This window comes from Citrobacter arsenatis (assembly GCF_004353845.1).
Taxonomy (GTDB): Bacteria; Pseudomonadota; Gammaproteobacteria; order Enterobacterales; family Enterobacteriaceae; genus Citrobacter; species Citrobacter arsenatis.
Map to the genome: position 1 here is coordinate 5,183,837 of NZ_CP037864.1, position 17,914 is coordinate 5,201,750.

17 protein-coding genes and 1 other annotated feature are annotated in these 17,914 nt (G+C 52.7%); of the genes, 6 read left to right on the forward strand and 11 right to left on the reverse strand.

Annotated features, from left to right (window positions below; genetic code table 11):
- Positions 1 to 12: 12 nt before the first annotated feature.
- A complete protein-coding gene (gene dsdC, locus E1B03_RS26015) occupies positions 13 to 939 on the reverse strand; it encodes a DNA-binding transcriptional regulator DsdC (RefSeq protein ID WP_133087173.1) in 927 nt (308 codons plus the stop codon).
- 229 nt (positions 940 to 1,168) lie between these two features.
- Here dsdC and dsdX point away from each other — a divergent pair, with 229 nt between their 5' ends.
- Both dsdX and dsdA read left to right on the forward strand, forming a co-directional pair.
- The gene (gene dsdX / locus E1B03_RS26020) at positions 1,169 to 2,506 is read left to right on the forward strand and encodes a D-serine transporter DsdX (protein WP_016157809.1); all 1,338 of its coding nucleotides are present in this window, start codon (positions 1,169 to 1,171) and stop codon (positions 2,504 to 2,506) included.
- A 17-nt stretch (positions 2,507 to 2,523) separates the two neighbouring features.
- On the forward strand, positions 2,524 to 3,846 hold the full coding sequence (gene dsdA, locus E1B03_RS26025; protein WP_133087174.1) for a D-serine ammonia-lyase: 1,323 nt from the start codon (positions 2,524 to 2,526) through the stop codon (positions 3,844 to 3,846).
- Positions 3,847 to 3,858: 12 nt separating this feature from the next.
- Here dsdA and E1B03_RS26030 read toward each other — a convergent pair whose 3' ends face one another.
- From E1B03_RS26030 to E1B03_RS26040, 3 genes are read right to left on the reverse strand one after another with little or no spacing between them, the layout of a single operon-like run.
- Positions 3,859 to 4,971: an anaerobic sulfatase maturase gene (locus E1B03_RS26030; protein ID WP_165955344.1), complete on the reverse strand. Its 1,113-nt coding sequence runs from the start codon at positions 4,969 to 4,971 to the stop codon at positions 3,859 to 3,861.
- Positions 4,968 to 5,330 carry a DUF202 domain-containing protein gene (locus E1B03_RS26035; RefSeq protein WP_103769368.1) on the reverse strand — a complete coding sequence of 121 codons (363 nt, stop codon included), beginning with the start codon at positions 5,328 to 5,330 and terminating at the stop codon, positions 4,968 to 4,970. Before E1B03_RS26035 ends, E1B03_RS26030 begins: the two co-directional genes overlap by 4 nt.
- Positions 5,320 to 5,667: a YidH family protein gene (locus tag E1B03_RS26040; RefSeq protein WP_006687714.1), complete on the reverse strand. Its 348-nt coding sequence runs from the start codon at positions 5,665 to 5,667 to the stop codon at positions 5,320 to 5,322. The genes E1B03_RS26035 and E1B03_RS26040 overlap by 11 nt, the downstream gene beginning before the upstream one ends.
- Positions 5,668 to 5,775: 108 nt before the next feature.
- Here E1B03_RS26040 and E1B03_RS26045 point away from each other — a divergent pair, with 108 nt between their 5' ends.
- The gene (locus E1B03_RS26045; RefSeq protein WP_133087175.1) at positions 5,776 to 6,225 is read left to right on the forward strand and encodes a hypothetical protein; all 450 of its coding nucleotides are present in this window, start codon (positions 5,776 to 5,778) and stop codon (positions 6,223 to 6,225) included.
- A 116-nt stretch (positions 6,226 to 6,341) separates the two neighbouring features.
- On the opposite strand, the gene E1B03_RS26050 is transcribed toward E1B03_RS26045, so the two are convergent.
- Both E1B03_RS26050 and E1B03_RS26055 read right to left on the reverse strand, forming a co-directional pair.
- Positions 6,342 to 7,835 (reverse strand): sulfatase-like hydrolase/transferase, encoded by a 1,494-nt coding sequence (locus E1B03_RS26050; RefSeq protein WP_103769366.1) that lies wholly within the window; start codon positions 7,833 to 7,835, stop codon positions 6,342 to 6,344.
- Positions 7,832 to 9,547 (reverse strand): solute:sodium symporter family transporter, encoded by a 1,716-nt coding sequence (locus E1B03_RS26055; protein ID WP_103769365.1) that lies wholly within the window; start codon positions 9,545 to 9,547, stop codon positions 7,832 to 7,834. The genes E1B03_RS26050 and E1B03_RS26055 overlap by 4 nt, the downstream gene beginning before the upstream one ends.
- A 166-nt stretch (positions 9,548 to 9,713) precedes the next feature.
- On the opposite strand from E1B03_RS26055, the gene E1B03_RS26060 reads away from it, so the two are divergent.
- Positions 9,714 to 10,577: an AraC family transcriptional regulator gene (locus tag E1B03_RS26060; protein WP_103769364.1), complete on the forward strand. Its 864-nt coding sequence runs from the start codon at positions 9,714 to 9,716 to the stop codon at positions 10,575 to 10,577.
- 50 nt (positions 10,578 to 10,627) lie between these two features.
- Here E1B03_RS26060 and E1B03_RS26065 read toward each other — a convergent pair whose 3' ends face one another.
- The 3 genes from E1B03_RS26065 to ibpA all read right to left on the reverse strand — a co-directional run bounded on the left by E1B03_RS26065 (position 10,628) and on the right by ibpA (position 13,348).
- Positions 10,628 to 12,289, reverse strand: coding sequence for a putative transporter (locus tag E1B03_RS26065; RefSeq protein ID WP_133087176.1), 1,662 nt, complete (start codon positions 12,287 to 12,289; stop codon positions 10,628 to 10,630).
- 124 nt (positions 12,290 to 12,413) lie between these two features.
- Positions 12,414 to 12,842 carry a small heat shock chaperone IbpB gene (ibpB, locus tag E1B03_RS26070; RefSeq protein ID WP_133087177.1) on the reverse strand — a complete coding sequence of 143 codons (429 nt, stop codon included), beginning with the start codon at positions 12,840 to 12,842 and terminating at the stop codon, positions 12,414 to 12,416.
- Positions 12,843 to 12,934: 92 nt separating this feature from the next.
- Positions 12,935 to 13,348: a small heat shock chaperone IbpA gene (gene ibpA, locus E1B03_RS26075; RefSeq protein ID WP_003023882.1), complete on the reverse strand. Its 414-nt coding sequence runs from the start codon at positions 13,346 to 13,348 to the stop codon at positions 12,935 to 12,937.
- Positions 13,342 to 13,414 (reverse strand) — a sequence feature (ROSE (Repression Of Heat Shock gene Expression) occurs in the 5'-region of heat shock genes and acts as an RNA thermometer to modulate expression.). (Overlaps the previous gene by 7 nt.)
- Positions 13,415 to 13,653: 239 nt before the next feature.
- Between ibpA and E1B03_RS26080 the strand changes: the two genes are divergently transcribed.
- Positions 13,654 to 13,986, forward strand: coding sequence for a YceK/YidQ family lipoprotein (locus E1B03_RS26080; RefSeq protein ID WP_165955358.1), 333 nt, complete (start codon positions 13,654 to 13,656; stop codon positions 13,984 to 13,986).
- A 1-nt stretch (position 13,987) separates the two neighbouring features.
- Here E1B03_RS26080 and E1B03_RS26085 read toward each other — a convergent pair whose 3' ends face one another.
- The gene (locus E1B03_RS26085; RefSeq protein WP_103769361.1) at positions 13,988 to 15,214 is read right to left on the reverse strand and encodes a YidR family protein; all 1,227 of its coding nucleotides are present in this window, start codon (positions 15,212 to 15,214) and stop codon (positions 13,988 to 13,990) included.
- A 100-nt stretch (positions 15,215 to 15,314) separates the two neighbouring features.
- Here E1B03_RS26085 and cbrA point away from each other — a divergent pair, with 100 nt between their 5' ends.
- Complete coding sequence (cbrA, locus tag E1B03_RS26090) at positions 15,315 to 16,421, forward strand: colicin M resistance lipid reductase CbrA (RefSeq protein WP_133087179.1); 1,107 nt, start codon at positions 15,315 to 15,317, stop codon at positions 16,419 to 16,421.
- Here cbrA and E1B03_RS26095 read toward each other — a convergent pair.
- Positions 16,418 to 17,755, reverse strand: a complete 1,338-nt coding sequence (locus tag E1B03_RS26095) for an MFS transporter (protein WP_103769359.1) — start codon at positions 17,753 to 17,755, stop codon at positions 16,418 to 16,420. The two genes, cbrA and E1B03_RS26095, sit on opposite strands and share 4 nt — an antisense overlap.
- Positions 17,756 to 17,914: the final 159 nt, after the last annotated feature.

Sequence of the window (17,914 nt, forward strand, 5' to 3'; positions counted from 1 at the left end):
TTCGCGCCCGGCCTACTTAACCTGCTCCTGTAGCCAGCCAATAAACTCCTCGATTTTCGGCCACTGTCTGCCGGGCAGCGTGGTGATGTAGTAGTGCTGATGGCATTTCAGTGACTTATCGCCAAAAGGTGCAACCAGCTCCCCGCTGTCGAGACGTTTTTGCACCAGCCGCTTTCGGCCCATCGCCACGCCGATATGGTTCATCGCCGCAATCACCGCTAAATCAGAACGATCGAAACCAATCCCCGACGATGTCGGCAGATTCACCGCAAAATTCTGCGCCCAACTGTGCCATTCATCGGTCCCGGAGTCGTTACTCCACGCCTGTCTGTCGTGCAGCAACGTACAGTGCGGCAGGTTCACCAGTGAGCCGGTCAGATCATAGCGGCGGGCGTAGTCCGGGCTGCATACCGGCAGAATTTCTTCATCCATCAGGAAATGGTGCGTGAGCTGCGCGGAGGGCGCATCGTCAAAATAGATAGCCAGATCGACCCCGGCACGCTGCAGATTGACGTTGTCGTTGCCGGTCAGGATGGTCAGTGAAATTGACGGATAGCGGCGGGTAAAGTCACCGAGCGCCGGAACCAGCCAGCACTGGGCAATAGAAGGCCGTGAGTAGACGGTGAGCGTCCCCGAAAGCTCCTGATTTTTGATATCAAGGATCTCCTGGTTGAGCGTATCCAGCGACGATTTCAGCGCCCAGAATACCCGCTTGCCCTCGTGGGTGAGTTCCACTTTACGGTGCGAACGGACAAACAGCTGAATGCCCAGCTCGTCCTCCAGTTGATTAATGCGGTGGCTGACGGCGCTGGGGCTTAATGACAGCTCGTCTGCCGCCAGCGCAAATGACTGATGCCTGGCCGCCACTTCAAAGGTATACAGCTTTGACAACTGCCAGCCGTTGAGCAGCCTGTTTCTGACCTCGCGTAGGGGATCCATTCTCACCTCCTGTCCTCCTGATTCATGCGCCGGAGTGTAAAAAAGTTCGCTGCAAAAATCAGCACAAAGATGAATCAGAGTGAAGCATATCGCATAAACCAGGCGTAATTAGACGCAAATCACTTATTTGATGCAATCTGGCTCATGTGAAAGGAGATTTATATCGTTTGTCAGACCCTGCCTTATTTTTGTCCAATAACCCTATATTAATCACAGGGCAAGGTGAGCTATGCACTCTCAAATCTGGGTTGTGAGCACGCTGCTGATAAGCATCGTGTTAATCGTTTTGACCATCGTGAAGTTTAAATTCCACCCGTTTCTGGCGCTGCTGTTAGCCAGCTTCTTCGTGGGTACGATGATGGGTATGGGGCCGCTGGATATGGTCAATGCCATTGAGAGTGGCATCGGCGGTACGCTGGGCTTCCTCGCCGCGGTTATCGGCCTTGGAACCATTCTGGGCAAAATGATGGAAGTGTCCGGCGCGGCCGAACGCATCGGGCTGACGCTGCAGCGCTGCCGCTGGCTTTCTGCCGACGTCATTATGGTACTGGTCGGATTGATTTGCGGGATCACGCTGTTTGTTGAGGTCGGCGTGGTGCTGTTGATTCCACTGGCTTTTTCGATTGCCAAAAAGACCAATACCTCGCTGCTGAAGCTGGCGATCCCGCTATGTACGGCGCTGATGGCGGTGCACTGCGTGGTACCACCGCATCCGGCTGCGCTGTTCGTGGCGAACAAGCTGGGCGCGGACATTGGTACGGTGATTGTCTATGGTTTACTGGTCGGTTTGATGGCTTCGCTGATCGGCGGTCCGCTGTATCTGAAATTCCTCGGTAACCGTCTGCCGTTTAAACCGGTTCCGGCTGAGTTTTCCGACCTTAAAGTGCGCGACGAAAGTACGCTACCGTCGTTGGGCGCTACGCTGTTCACCGTTCTGCTGCCGATTGGCCTGATGCTGGTAAAAACCGTTGCTGAGCTGAACATGGCGAAAGGCAGCACGGTGTATACGCTGCTGGAGTTTATTGGTAACCCGATCACCGCGATGTTTATTGCCGTTTTCGTGGCCTACTACATTCTCGGTCTGCGTCAGCACATCGGCATGGGGGCACTGCTGACCCACACCGAAAACGGTTTTGGCTCGATTGCTAACATTTTACTGATTATCGGCGCAGGCGGCGCGTTCAACGCTATCCTCAAGAGCAGCGGGCTGGCGGATACGCTTGCGCTAATCCTCTCGAACATGCATATGCACCCGATTCTGCTGGCCTGGCTGGTGGCGTTAATTCTGCATGCCGCGGTGGGTTCCGCCACGGTGGCGATGATGGGGGCGACGGCAATCGTGGCACCGATGCTGCCGCTCTACCCTAACGTTAGCCCGGAGATCATTGCCATTGCCATCGGTTCCGGCGCTATTGGCTGCACGATCGTGACCGACTCCCTCTTCTGGCTGGTGAAGCAGTACTGCGGCGCCACCCTGAATGAGACGTTCAAATATTATACGACCGCGACATTTATCGCGTCCGTGATTGCACTGGTGTGCACATTCCTGCTTTCCTTTATTATCTAAGCGCAAAGAGGCTGACTATGGAAAACATTCAAACACTTATCGCCCAGCATCCTTTAGTGGAAGACCTGGTCGCTCTCAAGGAGACGACCTGGTTTAACCCTGGCACCACCTCTCTTGCGGAAGGTTTACCGTACGTTGGCCTGACCGAGCACGATGTTCAGGATGCCCACGCCCGTCTGGCGCGCTTCGCGCCGTATCTGGCGCAGGCATTCCCGGAAACCGCAGCCACCGGCGGCATTATCGAATCTGAGCTGGCCGTCATTCCAGCGATGCAAAAACGGCTGGAAAAAGCGTTCGGACAACACATCTGCGGCGAGCTGCTGCTGAAAAAAGACAGCCATCTACCAATTTCCGGTTCAATTAAAGCCCGTGGCGGCATTTATGAAGTACTGTCCCACGCGGAAAAACTGGCACTGGAAGCAGGTCTGCTGACCACACAAGACGATTACAGCATTCTGCTTTCACCTGAGTTCAAACAGTTCTTCAGCCAGTACAGCATCGCGGTAGGCTCCACCGGCAACCTCGGCATGTCGATTGGCATTATGAGCGCCCGTATCGGCTTTAAGGTGACGGTGCATATGTCTGCCGACGCTCGCGCGTGGAAAAAAGCCAAACTGCGCAGTCACGGCGTGACGGTAGTGGAGTATGAAGAAGACTACGGCGTGGCGGTAGAGCAGGGTCGTAAGGCGGCAGAATCCGATCCGAACTGTTTCTTTATCGATGATGAAAACTCCCGCACGCTGTTCTTAGGCTATGCAGTGGCTGGCCAGCGCCTAAAGGCGCAGTTTACCCAGCAGGGGCGCGTAGTAGATGCCGATCATCCGCTGTTTGTTTACTTGCCATGCGGCGTCGGCGGCGGCCCTGGCGGCGTGGCGTTTGGCCTGAAGCTGGCATTTGGCGATAACGTCCACTGCTTCTTCGCAGAACCGACCCATTCACCGTGCATGCTGCTGGGGATTTATACCGGGCTGCACGATACGATTTCCGTGCAGGATATCGGCATCGATAACCTGACGGCGGCGGATGGCCTGGCGGTTGGTCGCGCGTCCGGCTTTGTTGGCCGGGCGATGGAACGTCTGCTCGACGGTCTGTACACCCTGGACGATCAGACGATGTACGATATGCTGGGCTGGCTGGCGCAGGAAGAGGGCATTCGCCTTGAGCCGTCGGCGCTGGCCGGGATGGTCGGTCCGCAACACGTATGCGCCTCTGCTGACTATCAGCAGATGCACGGCCTCAGCGCAGAGCAGCTCAATAACGCCACCCACCTGGTGTGGGCGACCGGCGGCGGCATGGTACCAGAAGCCGAAATGGCGCAGTACCTGGCCAAAGGGCGTTAAACATTGCTGACCTTAACGCAGCATCGCCATCAGCTCCATCGGTGAGCGATGTTGCTTAAGCAGGTCACGCATCACGCGCATATACGGCGCGGTATGGTTGAAGAAAGCGCTGTACCCGCCGCAAATCGCACTTTTTCCACGGCTGTCGCGATGCTTTGGACAATCGCCATGGCAAAAACGTAACAGCGAGCACGCCTGGCATTCCGCACTCAGCATGGTCTTCTTGGACTGACCAAACTCCGTTGCCTGCGGGCTGGCATTAAGCTCACTCAGCGACGTGTGATGAATATTCCCCAGGCGAAAATCAGGGTAGACATAGTGATCGCATTGATACAGATCGCCATTCGCTTCCAGGGCAAAAGCATGCCCACAGGTTGGGCTTAGCGAACACATCTGCGCCGGATGCCCGCACCATACGCCCAGGGTTGAATCAAATAACTGGACGAATACGCGACCAATATCTTCTCTGACCCAGATATCAAAGACGGAATTCAGGAAGGTCCCCCACGCCTGCGGCGGAACGGATTCGGCGGTAAGCTCACCTTTTTCATCATATTCAACCAGCGGAATGAACTGCAAAAAGGGCGTGCCAAGCTGGCGAAGGTAGCGATACATCTGCCCGGGTCGCTGACTGTTCAGAGAATTCACCACCACCAGCAGATTGAACTCCACCTGATGCTCACGCAGTCTCGCAATAGCGTCCACTACCTTATGGTGAGTCGGTTTTCCGCTGCGGTTAACGCGATACGCATCGTGCAACTTGGCGGGGCCATCCATGGAAATCCCAACCAGCCAGCCGTTATCGCGTAAAAACTGACACCATTCGTCGTTGAGCAAAATCCCGTTGGTCTGGAAAGCATTATGGATTTGCTTCCCTTGTCCGTACTGATTCTGCAACGCTACTACGCGGCGATAAAAGTCGATGCCACAGAGGGTTGGCTCCCCGCCCTGCCAGGCGAACATCACTTCCGACCCCGGCTGTGCGGCGATATGCTGGCGAATAAACGTCTCTAAGGTGGCATCATCCATTTCGGGTTGAGTGGGTTTATCAATGTAAAAACAGTAACGACAATCAAGGTTACAACGAGAGCTGGCCGGCTTGGCCATGACCTGACATCCTGTCATGCTAAATTCCCGATAAATGCAATAAGTTGGCGAACATGCGTTACAGCAAACAGTATTGCGAGGGATAACACCGCGAGGGAGATCATAAATTTGTCACGCACCGCGCGAGATTCAGAAAAATCGCTATGCGTTACATCCATCAGATTACGGCTGCGGGTATAGCGCCAAAGCACGGTTGCCACCATCGCCAGCACCACAATTGAAACCCAAAACAGGAAACCCGCTTGATGCCAGTTGTGCTTCAGCGCCAGCGCCATTAACGCGCCATAGCCCAGCAGGGTACGAAACCAGGCCAGCGATGTTCGCTCCGGCTGTAACCCTGGGTCGGCGATACGTCGCGATTTACGGCTATCCGGCATACAGTACCAGTCCCATGACAATCACCGCGACGCTCATCAAAATCAGGCTGATGATTAACAGGCTATGGGTGTAGGGCAAATCTTCTTTCAGACGCATCGCCCTCTCATTGCGCAGCCAGCGCAGGTAACCATAAATCGCCAGGCCACCGGCAAACAAGCACAGCAACAGCGCCAAAAGCTCACGAATGACCGGCGTGGCAAAATCCGGAGCCAACTGGTCGAGCCCCACGCCCGCCGCCAGAAATCCCAACGCAGTGCGGATCCACGCCAGAAAGGTACGCTCATTTGCCAGCGAGAAGCGATAATCCGGGGCTTCTCCAAGGCGGGAAATCTTCATCTAAACTCCTTTTTACCTTCACAGTTCAGTTGCGTTGTCCGGTCACTTTCAGAATTTCGTACAGCGGAATGCTGATACCCTCTACCTGAACCAGCACAGGGAGGTCTGATGGACATCATATCGCAAAACAAATGTAGCTCACTGGGAATGCTATTTGGCGCCATTGCGTTGATTCTCGGCATTTTTCATTTCTCTTTTGGCCCTTTTTCCGCCCCACCGCCTGCTCTAGAAAGCGTGGTGGCAGAGAAGGTATCCGCCGTTAAAAAAGGGATTATTGCCGGTCTGAAAGGTGAACAACCGCCTGCTGCTGCGAAAAAAACTGCCGCTGATATCGATAAAGTACTGGATAACAGCGGCATCGCTCTTGCCGTCATCGCGCTGATATGTGCGTTTATCGGCGGCATGCGCAAAGAAAATCGCAGGGGTATTCATGGCGCAATGTTCTTCGGCGGCGCGACACTTGCCTTTCATGCTCTGCTTTTCGGCATTGCCATTATCTGCGGCATCATTCTGCTCATGCTGATATTTTCCTTTCTCAGCGGCGGCTCCCCCATTTAGTCGTTTCCGGATGGCGGCGTGAACGCCTTATCCGGCCTACGAGGGTATGCAAACGTAGGCCGGGCAAGCTAAGCGCCCCCGGCAAACAGGGATATCTTCGCCATCAAACCCTTTACTCAGAACTTCTGCTTTTTCTCCTCCACTTTTACGCCCTGGGTTGGTAAACCGGTGTCGTAATCGCGTACTACCGGAGAATGTCCGTCTTGCGGGCGTGGGCGGAAAGCGCCCATCCAGCGCGGTACGGCGTCCGGACGCCACGGACGCAAACTCCACTGATAGGTGCGGAACGGGTCGCGGATTTTATCCATATAGTCCAGCAGAGCGTCGTGCATCTGGCAGCGAACGTCGGCCAATTGTGGCGAATCTATCAGGTTGTGTAGCTCATCAGGATCGTTTCGTCTGTCATAAAGCTCATCGCTGGTAAACAGATTCAGCACCAGCTTCCAGTTGTCCGTCACCCAGCAACGTACCGGGATAAATCCGCCAAAACTGTCATGTTCAATCTCATAACGGTTGAACTCCACCATCACACCGCGTGGTTTTTCAATGTGAAGGATGTTTTCACCCGGCAAAATTTGTGGCTTCTCAATGCCCGCCAGCGCCATCATCGTCGGCAGCAGATCGATATGACTGACCGGCGTGTCTACCTGCACGGATTCGCCCTGCGGCGGGCGCATAATCAGCGGAATTCGCGTGATGTCGTCATACATCGCCGCCCCCTTGCTGATGAGCTTATGCGCCCCCATCATCTCACCATGATCGGAGGTATAAATGACCCAGGTATTCTCTCGCTGTTCTGGCGTTAAGGCATGAATCACCCGGCCAATTTGATCGTCAACAAAATCGTTGCAGGCAAAATAGAGCGGGTGGTGATAACGTCCGTCGTCACCCACCGGAGATGGCATCGCTTGCGACCACAGGCGATGATGCTCAGGCTTATCGCATAAGGTATCCTGCGCTTTCGCGCCCAGATCGTAGTAAAAATCCTGATATTTTTGCAGATACTCCACCGGACAGGTAAACGGGTGATGCGGCTCGTCGTAGGAAACCACCATCAGAAAGGGTTGGTCATCACGCGCCGGCTGGTGGAGGAAATCAACCGCCCGGTTGCTGATACGATGCGCCCAGGTGAAGGTTTCATCGATATTGTTGGCCAGCAAATCCTCCACGCTGTTCAGGCCATTACGCCACAAACCAATCTCTTTTTCCGTCAGTTCTGCGAGATAATTTGCCCCGTCATACCAGTAGTCGGCATCCCACTCGGGGGGACACTCGCCGGTACCAAAGTAATCATGCCCGTCGAGATGCCACTTACCGATGTAGCAGGTGTGATAGCCCGCATCCTTGAAGTAGCGCCCCATGGTGGAAATGTTTTTCCCCGGTGCGACGTTATTGGTCCACGGACCGGACTGGTTGGCATAAATACCGGTAAACAGCCCCGCGCGGGCCGGGGTGCATACCGGTGAGCAGGTATAAGCGGAATTAAAGCGAATACCTTCCGCCGCCAGGCTATCGATATTATTGGTATTCAGCGGCTTACCACTGTAACAGCCGACCATATTGGTCGCCTGAGTGTCGGTCATGATGAACAGAAAATTAGGGCGGGTCATGCTTTATCCTTAGCGTCAGAGACACAAAGCGCAGCGGTCAGACGACGCGTCTGCCAAGTGCTGTAAATCAAATACATCATCACTGCCGCCGTAATTGAGTAGCAGAGAATCGTCAGCCATTGCGTGTGGTATCCGCCGAACTGTGCCAGCCCGGAATAGACGCCAAGCATCGCGGTCAGGATCCCGACGGAGGCAAGTTTGGCGTTTTTCCACGGTTTCATATCTACCGCGAAAGCATCATGGAATTTAAACGGCGTGGCGCGCGGCTTGATTGCACCGATAACCAGCATGACCACCACGTTGATGCAGAACGTACAGGCCAGAACGTAAAGGAAGTGAAAGTCGAACTTCACCAGATAGTTAATGGTGATGTAGCTGACAATACCGAGCCCCATGGCGACTTTCGCCGCCAGCGCGGGAATGCGCGGGAAAAAGAATCCCATAATGATGATGGTCACCAACGGCACGTTATAAATACCGTTGAGCTGTTTCATCCAGCTGTAGAGTCCCTCCGGCGCATTAGCGATCCATGGCGCGACCAGCACGGAAATCACCGCAATAAAGAAGCCGAACTTACGCCCAACCCGAACCAGCTGTTCCGGTTGCGCATGTTGATTAATAATCCGCCGGTAGATGCCCATGCTAAATAAGGTGCTGGCGCTGTTTAAAAAACCATTGAACGTACTGATTACCGCACCGAATAAAACAGCGCCGAAAAAACCAACCAAAGGAACAGGCAGTACGTTATTTACCAGCGTCGGATACGCCATATCGGCCTTTGGAAGGTCCTGGTAGAGATGAAAAGCAATTAACCCCGGTAATACCAATACCAGCGGGTCGAGCATTTTTAATACCGCTGTGAGCAATGCCCCTTTCTGCCCTTCTGACAGGCTTTTGGAGGCCAGCGTACGTTGCACGATGCCCTGATTAGTACACCAGTAGAAAGTATTCACCAGAATCAGACCGGTAAAAGCGGCGCCGATTGGCAACGGATCGTTCGCCCCGCCAATTGAGTTTAATTTCTCCGCATGCACGGTGGTCAGTTGCTCAATGCCTTGTAAAAAGCTGCCTTTGCCCATCGCAATCAGGCCAAACACCGGGACCATCAATCCCCCAATAACCAACCCAATGCCATTGATGGAGTCAGCAACCGCCATCGCGCGTAAGCCGCCGATAACCGCATAAATAATCCCGGCAAGGCCCAGCAAAATAACCAGTAACCAGATTGCGGCGCCCTGAGATATGTTCAGCGATTCACCGATATGAAAAAGGCTGTTCAGCGCCAGCGCCCCTGAATAAAGCACAATCGGCAGGAAGCAGACGCCAGTGGCAATAAGAAAGCAAAAATCGATAATGATCCGCGTGGTTTTATCGTAACGTTCTTCCAGAAAATCAGGGATCGTCGCAATGCCGCGTTGTAGATAGCGAGGCAGAAAGATCAGCGCCAGAAAGATAAGCGTCACCGCAGAGGTGACTTCCCAGCCCATGACCGACATTCCGCTTTTGTATGCCTGACCAGACAGTCCAACCAACTGCTCGGTTGAAAGGTTGGTTAACATCAGTGACGCCGCAATCACCGGCGCTTTCAACGAACGCCCGGCGAGAAAATATCCTTGTTGCGATCCGGTATCCGTCTTCCGTACCTTCCACCAGGTGATTACCGCCACCAGCAGCGTAAAACCCACAAAGCTTAGAATTTGTAGCGTATTCATCTCATAGCCCTTTTTATCATTATGTCCCGGTAGCGGTAGGGAAATTTGGAGGTATTACGCACCGGGTCAGGCAGTCAGATTTCCTAAAATAAAAACGTCATATCCCTGAACGGGTTTTTTCTGTTAAGTTCAGGTTGTTGGCATAATTCTCCGGCGGGAAATTAAAATGAATGGAAAGATGCAAAGTTCGCATGTAAAAAACGAAACTACGTACAATATTCCCCTGTTGATTAACGAAAATGTGATCTCAAGCGGAATTTCATTGATCTCGCTGTGGCACACCTATGCCGACGAACATTACCGGGTTATTTGGCCACGCGATAAGAAAAAGCCACTGATAGCTAATTCATGGGTTGCTGTCTATACCGTCCAGGGATGTGGGAAAATCCTGCTAAAAGGCGGTGAACACATAACCCTCACCGGAAACTGTATAATTTTTTTAAAACCAACAGACATACTGTCTTATCATTGTGAAGGATTAGTATGGGAACAATACTGGATGGAGTTTACACCAACCAGCATAATGGATATTCCGCTACGGCAACAAAGTATTATTTATAATGGTGATATTTATAATCAGGAGCTGATCGAAGTCTCGCGATTAATAACATCCCCAGACTCGATGAAAAATAATCTGGCCGTCGCCTTTCTCACAAAAATAATTTATCAATGGATTTGTCTTATTTACGCCGAAGGTAAAAAAGACCCGCAGAGAATACAGATTGAAAAACTGATTGCCACTCTGCATGCCAGCCTGCAAAGGCGGTGGAGCGTGGCAGATATGGCGGCTACCATCCCCTGTAGCGAAGCCTGGCTACGTCGTCTGTTTTTACGTTACACCGGTAAAACGCCGAAGGAATATTATCTCGATGCCCGGCTGGAGCTGGCGCTGTCACTATTAAAGCAGGAGGGAAATACGGTCGGACAGGTGGCGGATATGCTTAACTTTTTTGACTCGTTTCATTTCAGTAAAGCCTTTAAACACAAGTTTGGCTATGCACCTTCGGCAGTGCTGAAACATGAGAGGTGAAATGGCGTCTCATCCGGCCTACAGGAGATGCAGGCCGGACAATCGCTTTTTTAACCCAGCCCCCAGAAGATAACCGCCAGCAGCTGCGGCGTGATAATCCTCAGGAACATGACCAGCGGGTAAACTGTGGCGTAAGAGAGCGCAGCCGCCCCGCTGGTGGCATGCAGGTTGTTAGCAAATGCCAGCGCAGGGGGATCGGTCATTGACCCAGCCAACATGCCGCACAGGGTCAGATAGTTCATTTTGACGAAGATACGAGCCAGCAAGCCCACGGTAATCAGCGGAATCGCGGTAATGAAAATGCCATAACCCACCCAGCTCAGGCCATCACCCTGCGTTAGGGTGTGAACAAAATCACCGCCTGACTTCAGACCAACCACCGCGAGAAACAGCACGATCCCCAACTCTCGCAGCGCAAGGTTAGCGCTGGGAGGCATAAACCAGTACAGCTTACCAATGCTGCCAATACGCCCCAAAATCAGGGCCATGATCAGCGGACCACCGGCCAACCCCAGTTTCAACGCCACCGGGAAGCCTGGGATGAACAACGGGATAGAACCCAGCAACACACCTAGCCCGATACCGATAAATACCGGCAGCATCTGCACCTGCTGCAGTTTTTGCTGTGCGTTACCCACAACATTGGCAACGGCATCAATGGACGAAGGACGCCCCACCAGATTGAGGATGTCCCCAAACTGCAGGCTGGCGTCGCTGCTGGCTACCAGCTCAACACCCGCACGGTTCAGACGGGAAATAACCACGTCGTAGCGTTCTTTAAAATGCAGGTCGCGGATACGTTTACCCAGCACCTGTTCGTTAGTCACCACCACGCGCTCAACGCGTAAATCGGTGCCTCGCGTCGACAACGATGTATCCACCTCCTGCCCAATCACCACCTGCGCATTGTGCAGATCGCCAGGCTGACCGACCAGGTGTAGCAGGTCGCCCATCTGGATAATCGTCCCGGGCGACGGCACCATCAATGTTTCTTCACGTTTCAGACGCGAGCAGATGATTTTATCGCTATTCAGAATCGGGACATCCTGAATCGCCATATTGTTGAGGTTAGGGTTTTCCACACGAATGTTCATCGTCTGAATCAGCGCATGCCCGTTGGTCAGGGTGGATTCATGCTGCTGGGCTTCGGCATCGACATTAACGCGAAAAATGAGGCGCATCAGCCACATAGTGAGCAAAATCCCGCAGATACCAAAAGGATAAGCCATGGCATAGCTCATCCCCATCTGGTCTACAATATCTGCTGGCGTCCCCAGATCGCGCAGAATTTGCTGCCCCGCCCCTAACGCCGGGGTATTGGTTACCGCACCGGAAAATATTCCCAGCACGACGGGAAGGGGAATGGCAAAAATCTTGTGCAGGATCGCGGTGACCAGGCCACCCATGATGACAATCAGTACGGCAAACAGATTCAGCCGCAGGCCCGAAACGCGCAGTGACGCAAAAAAGCCTGGCCCCACCTGAATACCGATGGTGTAGACGAAAAGAATCAGGCCAAATTCCTGAATAAAATGCAGCATGTCGCCGCTCAGGGTCATCCCTGCCTGATCGACAAAATGCCCGACAATAATACCGCCGAACAGCACGCCTCCGATGCCAAAACCAACGCCACGTATTTTTATGTTGCCGATCCATAATCCGACAACTGCTACTAAAGCCAGAACGCTGACCGTCAATGCTATATCACTCATTATCCTGTTCCCTGTGAATAACATCATTAAGTAAATGGATTCTCGCAGAGTACAGTCGCAATGTATGGGTGGTAAAGCACAAAAAAGCCCCGTCATTTCTGGCGGGGCAAAGGCATGGAGCTATTTAACTCTCTAATGCGGGACGTTCGCTGATGGCGATACGTTGTGGAGCAATGGTTTCAGGTTCATTCCGGGTCAAATCAATATGCAGCAAGCCGTTAGTGAAACTTGCGCCGGAGACCTCCATATTTTCAGCCAGCGTGAAGCTCAGGCTGAACGACTGAGTGACCAGCCCCTGGTGCAACCATTTAGTCTCTTTTTCCGGCTGCTGCGGCGTACCTTTCACGGTCAGGCGCGTGCCTTCCAGTTGAATATCCAAATCTTCCTGGCGGAAACCGGCTAACGCAAGGGTAATGCGGTAGTGGTTATCATCGCTCTTTTCGATGTTATATGGCGGGAAGCTCTGGCTTTCACCGGTGTTTTGCAAGGCATTGGCCAGTTTGTCAAAACCGATCCATTGACGCAGCAGTGGGGATAAATCGTAGTTACGCATAATAATCTCCTTCTAAGAAGCGAGTAGGTACCTTTCGGCTCCCTGACGGCAAGCCGATGACTTAGCAGGGCCGCCTGAAGCGGCCCACAGAATTAGTTGATTTCGATACGGCGCGGCTTGTTCGCTTCAGGAATCACGCGCTCAAGATCGATATACAGCAGACCATTCACCAGGTTTGCGCCGCGAACATGAATGTTCTCCGCTAACTGGAACTTACGTTCGAAGTTGCGCTCGGCAATCCCCTGATACAGGTAAGTACGTTCTTTTTGATCGTCCGCATGAGCGCCTTTCACCACCAGCAGATTGTCCTGGGCAGTAATTTCCAGCTCGCTTTCAGCAAAACCGGCAACGGCAATCGCAATGCGGTAATGGTTTTCGTCTACCAGCTCAACGTTATACGGAGGGTAGCCACCATTGCTCTGGCCCTGATTGTTTTCCAGCAGGTTAAACAGGCGATCAAAACCAATAGCAGAACGGTACAGCGGGGATAAATCAAAGTTACGCATAATCAATAGCTCCTGAAATCAGCGAGAATAATCGACCTTCCATCATGGACAGGTCAGGTAGCCAGGACACCCATCAGGCATGTCCTTCATTCGTCTACACTCTAAAAATGGGTCTTAATACAAACTTTTCAAGCGTATTCATCTGACTTTTTTTGCAGTTTGTTGTCTATTGCATACACTGGGGAGAGCAGTTGTTATCGTTAAATCGCGATAGCCGCCACAGTGCGACGAAATGGTGATGTTATTTTCGCAACGGATCGCTTTAACTCACCATGCAAACACGATGAATAACAGATGAATAAATGATGATAAAAAAAATGTTGGTAACACTGACAATGTGCAGCGGGATGGCATTAGTGAGCGGCTGCTCCAGCATTATGTCGCATACAGGGGGCAAGGAAGGGACGTATCCTGGCACGCGCGCCAGCGCCACAATGATTAGCGAAAGCGATACAAACTGGGGAACCAAGTCGCTGGCGATTCTGGATATGCCGTTTACTGCCGTACTGGATACGGTATTGCTTCCGTGGGATCTCTTTCGCAAAGATAACTCGGTGAGATCCCGCGTAGAAAAGAGCGAGAAGGGTACACAGGCCACAAACGCCGTTATTCCCCCGGCTGAAATGACCGCGCCTTAAGCTAGCGTCCGGTTTCTGTCACCCATAACTGACGGAAACCTTCGACGTCTTCCATCCACGCAACCTGTCCACCATCAGGAGAGAAAATGATCGCGTCGGCCGATGGCGGGTTGCCGTGATGGTCCGTTAAAAAATCAATCTCTCCCGTCTGAGCATCACAACAGGCGATTTTGTTCTCCAGTACGAATCCCAACCATTTCCCCGACGGATGCCAGTTGAATGCTGACTGAATATCCGTGGTACAGCGGGTAAGCTGACGCGGCTCCCCTCCTTGTGGGGAAATCAGCCACAGTTGCACAACGCCACGGTCATCGCGCATTAAAAACGCAATCTCAGAGGATTGTGGATTACTACGCACCCAGTGGCGCGGCTGGTTAACCAGCCCCGGAAAGGCACGCTCATGAGTAAACGTCAGGCGGCGTTGAGTTATGCCGGATGGCGGCGCAGGCATTGTCGCCTCTGTGCCCTCCAGCGGCGCGTCACCCGCTCGTTTCCAGCCGCTTTCATCCTGTGGCAACTCAACAATAAACAGCTCCGGCACTTTCTCACCAGTGGCTGACAGCGTATCGCCGATAAACGCCAGTCTGCTTTCCCCTACCCAGCCCTCTTCATAGGCGCGGTTAATCTCATCGCTCCCCGGCTTTGGCGTTGGTGTCGTCTGGCTCACCAGCACGCACCAGTGGCTCCCGCTGTATTCACGGGGATGCTGCGCGAATACCTTCACCGGTCCATACGGCACTGCCACACCGACGTTGCGTAAATCGAGCGCCGGAGAGCGCTCATGCAGCACATGGTCGTTATAGGTGAAGCTAACAAACTCGCCGTTCGGACTAAAAACATGTACATGACTGCCGCCGCGCAGCGCGCCCGGCGTATATGGCGCAGTAATATCCATCGCATCCAGATTCTCCACCCTGGTCTGCGTAACAATCACCCCGCGCCGATGATGGAAGTCGTAATGCCATGTTTCATCAGGATTTTCAGGCCCATGAATAAATACATATTTTTCCGACTTTGGATGAACGGTCACCACGCCAACGTGCGATCCCTGAGTAGCCCGGTAAATCACCTCCAGCTCGCCAGTATGAATATTGACGCGCTCAATTGTTTCGCCGGTAAAGGAGGCGCCGGAAGGGCGCACATCAAAGACCAGCCACTGGCTGTCCGGTGTCCAGGTATTGATATTGGTAAGCTGATGATTACGCGGCGTAAAGGTGATTTGCTTCATGGGATGCCCTGATACAAGACGATTTCAGCAATCATACTTCACAAGCACTTCACTTTCAGGCTTTAGCGTATCGCCATCTTCATTTTTTGCGGACAGAAAGATGGAACACTTTGATGTAGCGATTATCGGATTAGGCCCGGCAGGCGCAGCGCTGGCACGGCAGTTGAGCGGAAAAATGCGAGTGATCGCATTGGATAAAAAACGCCAGTGCGGCAACGAAGGTTTCACTAAACCCTGCGGCGGTCTGCTGGCCCCGGACGCCCAGCGTTCGTTTATCCGCGATGGGATAACCTTACCTGTTGATGTCATCGCCAACCCGCAGATATTTAGCGTTAAAACGGTTGATGTTGCTGCTTCTTTGACGCGTAACTACCAACGCAGCTACATTAATATCAACCGCCATGCGTTTGATTTATGGCTTAAATCGCTCATTCCTGACGACGTACAGGTGTACCACGACAGCCTGTGTCGGAAGATCTGGCGCGAAGGCGATAAATGGCATGTTATCTTCCGCGCCGACGGTTGGGAGCAGCAGATCACCGCACGTTATCTGGTGGGAGCCGACGGCGCGAATTCACTGGTACGCCGTCATCTCTATCCCCAGCACCAAATCCGTAAATATGTCGCGATTCAACAATGGTTTGCGGAAAAACATCCTGTCCCGTTCTATTCCTGTATTTTTGATAATGACGCAACCGACTGTTATTCCTGGAGTATCAGCAAAGACGGCTATTTTATCTTTGGCGGCGCTTACCCCATGAAGGACGGCCAGGCGCGATTTGACGCGCTGAAAGCGAAGATGGAAGCATTCCATTTCCAGTTCGGCAAGCCGGTGAAAAGCGAAAAATGTACGGTGCTGTTCCCCTCACGCTGGAAAGACTTCGTCTGCGGCGAAGACAACGCATTCTTGATTGGTGAAGCGGCCGGGTTTATCAGCGCCAGTTCGCTGGAAGGGATTAGCTATGCACTGGACAGCGCGGAGATCCTCAAATCTGTATTGCTGCGGGATGCGCCAGATATGAATTACGCCTACCGCAAAGCCACCCGCAAGCTACGCCTTAAACTGTTTAGCAAAATCCTGAAAAGCCGTGCCCTGACGTCGGCGTTTTCCCGTAAATGGATAATGCGCAGCGGCGTGGCACATATTCCCTTGGGTCTGGAAGAGCAGCCCGCCATAATGTCTGACGGGCTGGTTAAAGAGCATTAACCGACGCGCTTCACATCCCCCACCAGCAGGATGTAAGACAACGCGCCAAGCAGCGCAACAGCAGAGATGTAGACCAGCGCGGGCGCAAACCCATAACCCTGCGCAAGGTAACCGACCACCAGTGGTACGGTGATTCCGCCCAATCCCCCGACGAAGTTAAACACGCCGCCAGTGAGGCCAATCAGGCGCATGGGCGCCAGTGAAGAGACCAGCGACCAGGTGATAGAAGCAAAACCATTGCCGAAGAACGCTATGGCCATCAGGGTCATAATCCATACAGGATCGTTGGTGTAGTTCGCCCCCATAATGCAGGTGGAGATCAGTAATCCGCAGATAATCGGCGTTTTACGCGCCACACCCAGCGAGAAGCCTTTTTTCACCAACTTGTCTGCCAGCCAACCAGAAAGCAGAACGCCAAAGAAAGCCGCTAGGAACGGGACGGTAGTCATAAATCCTGCTTTCAGCGCAGTGATGCCTTTCTCTTGGGTTAAATAGTTGGGGAACCAGGTCAGGAAGAACCATAGCGTGGAGGTCACCGCAAACTGGCCCAGATAGACGCCCACCAGCTTACGGTGGAACACCAACTTCCAGTCACCTTTGGTCAGCGGCTGGCGCGCCTCTTTCTTGACTGGCGCATCACCATCGACCAAGCCACCACCGTCACGAATGTAATCCAGTTCGGCCTTAGTGATACTTTTCGTCAGACGCGGCGGCTGGTAAACCTTGAACCAGATAAGTGACCAGATAATGCCGATCCCACCGGTAACAATGAATACCCAGTGCCAGCTCAGCATCTCCTGGATCCAAATCAGCAGCGGCGTAAGAAATGCCAGCCCAACAAACTGCCCTGATGTATAAAAACCCACAGCAGATGCACGTTCATGTTCTGGGAACCAGCTGGTTACCATGCGATTATTGGTAGGGAACGCCGGGGCTTCAAAAATGCCAGTTATCGCACGCAGGCCAATTAACGACATTAGTCCGGTCGCAAACCCCTGAAACAAAGTCGCCACCGACCAGCCAAAGATGGCGATAAAATAGGTCAGGCGAGAACCCACGCGATCGAGAAACCAGCCACCGGGGATTTGGCATAATGTATAAAGCCAGGCAAACGCAGAAAAAACATATCCCATTTCCGCTTTGGTAATACCGAATTCTGCTTGAATATGTGCCGACGCCACAGCGAGATTCGCGCGGTCAACATAACAAATAACCACAGTAATAAAGATCATAATTAGCGTCAGATACCGACGACGCCCGGGTTTTGCAGTAGTAACTGAAATATCCATCGCAATCTGTCTCCAGATTTTGGGCATAGCGAAGTCGCTCACCATGCCCTGTAATTTACAGAGGGTGTGTTTAAAATTTTTATTAATAACTCAACTGCACTGCGCTAAATAATTCGTGCTGGGAGATGGCGGCAAGTTTTCACATCACCGGGAGCATACAAAAGTATGTGACCGGGGTAAGAAAATGCAGCCAACGCACCACCA

Coding starts and splice junctions, on each gene's coding strand:
- E1B03_RS26080 (WP_165955358.1), top strand. CDS start 13,654: ATGATAAAAAAAATGTTGGTAACACTGACAATGTGCAGCGGGATGGCA.
- cbrA (WP_133087179.1), top strand. CDS start 15,315: ATGGAACACTTTGATGTAGCGATTATCGGATTAGGCCCGGCAGGCGCA.
- dsdC (WP_133087173.1), bottom strand. CDS start 939: ATGGATCCCCTACGCGAGGTCAGAAACAGGCTGCTCAACGGCTGGCAG.
- E1B03_RS26050 (WP_103769366.1), bottom strand. CDS start 7,835: ATGACCCGCCCTAATTTTCTGTTCATCATGACCGACACTCAGGCGACC.
- E1B03_RS26030 (WP_165955344.1), bottom strand. CDS start 4,971: ATGACAGGATGTCAGGTCATGGCCAAGCCGGCCAGCTCTCGTTGTAAC.
- E1B03_RS26055 (WP_103769365.1), bottom strand. CDS start 9,547: ATGAATACGCTACAAATTCTAAGCTTTGTGGGTTTTACGCTGCTGGTG.
- E1B03_RS26085 (WP_103769361.1), bottom strand. CDS start 15,214: ATGAAGCAAATCACCTTTACGCCGCGTAATCATCAGCTTACCAATATC.
- E1B03_RS26065 (WP_133087176.1), bottom strand. CDS start 12,289: ATGAGTGATATAGCATTGACGGTCAGCGTTCTGGCTTTAGTAGCAGTT.
- E1B03_RS26035 (WP_103769368.1), bottom strand. CDS start 5,330: ATGCCGGATAGCCGTAAATCGCGACGTATCGCCGACCCAGGGTTACAG.
- ibpA (WP_003023882.1), bottom strand. CDS start 13,348: ATGCGTAACTTTGATTTATCCCCGCTGTACCGTTCTGCTATTGGTTTT.
- E1B03_RS26045 (WP_133087175.1), top strand. CDS start 5,776: ATGGACATCATATCGCAAAACAAATGTAGCTCACTGGGAATGCTATTT.
- E1B03_RS26040 (WP_006687714.1), bottom strand. CDS start 5,667: ATGAAGATTTCCCGCCTTGGAGAAGCCCCGGATTATCGCTTCTCGCTG.
- E1B03_RS26095 (WP_103769359.1), bottom strand. CDS start 17,755: ATGGTGAGCGACTTCGCTATGCCCAAAATCTGGAGACAGATTGCGATG.
- dsdA (WP_133087174.1), top strand. CDS start 2,524: ATGGAAAACATTCAAACACTTATCGCCCAGCATCCTTTAGTGGAAGAC.
- dsdX (WP_016157809.1), top strand. CDS start 1,169: ATGCACTCTCAAATCTGGGTTGTGAGCACGCTGCTGATAAGCATCGTG.
- ibpB (WP_133087177.1), bottom strand. CDS start 12,842: ATGCGTAACTACGATTTATCCCCACTGCTGCGTCAATGGATCGGTTTT.
- E1B03_RS26060 (WP_103769364.1), top strand. CDS start 9,714: ATGAATGGAAAGATGCAAAGTTCGCATGTAAAAAACGAAACTACGTAC.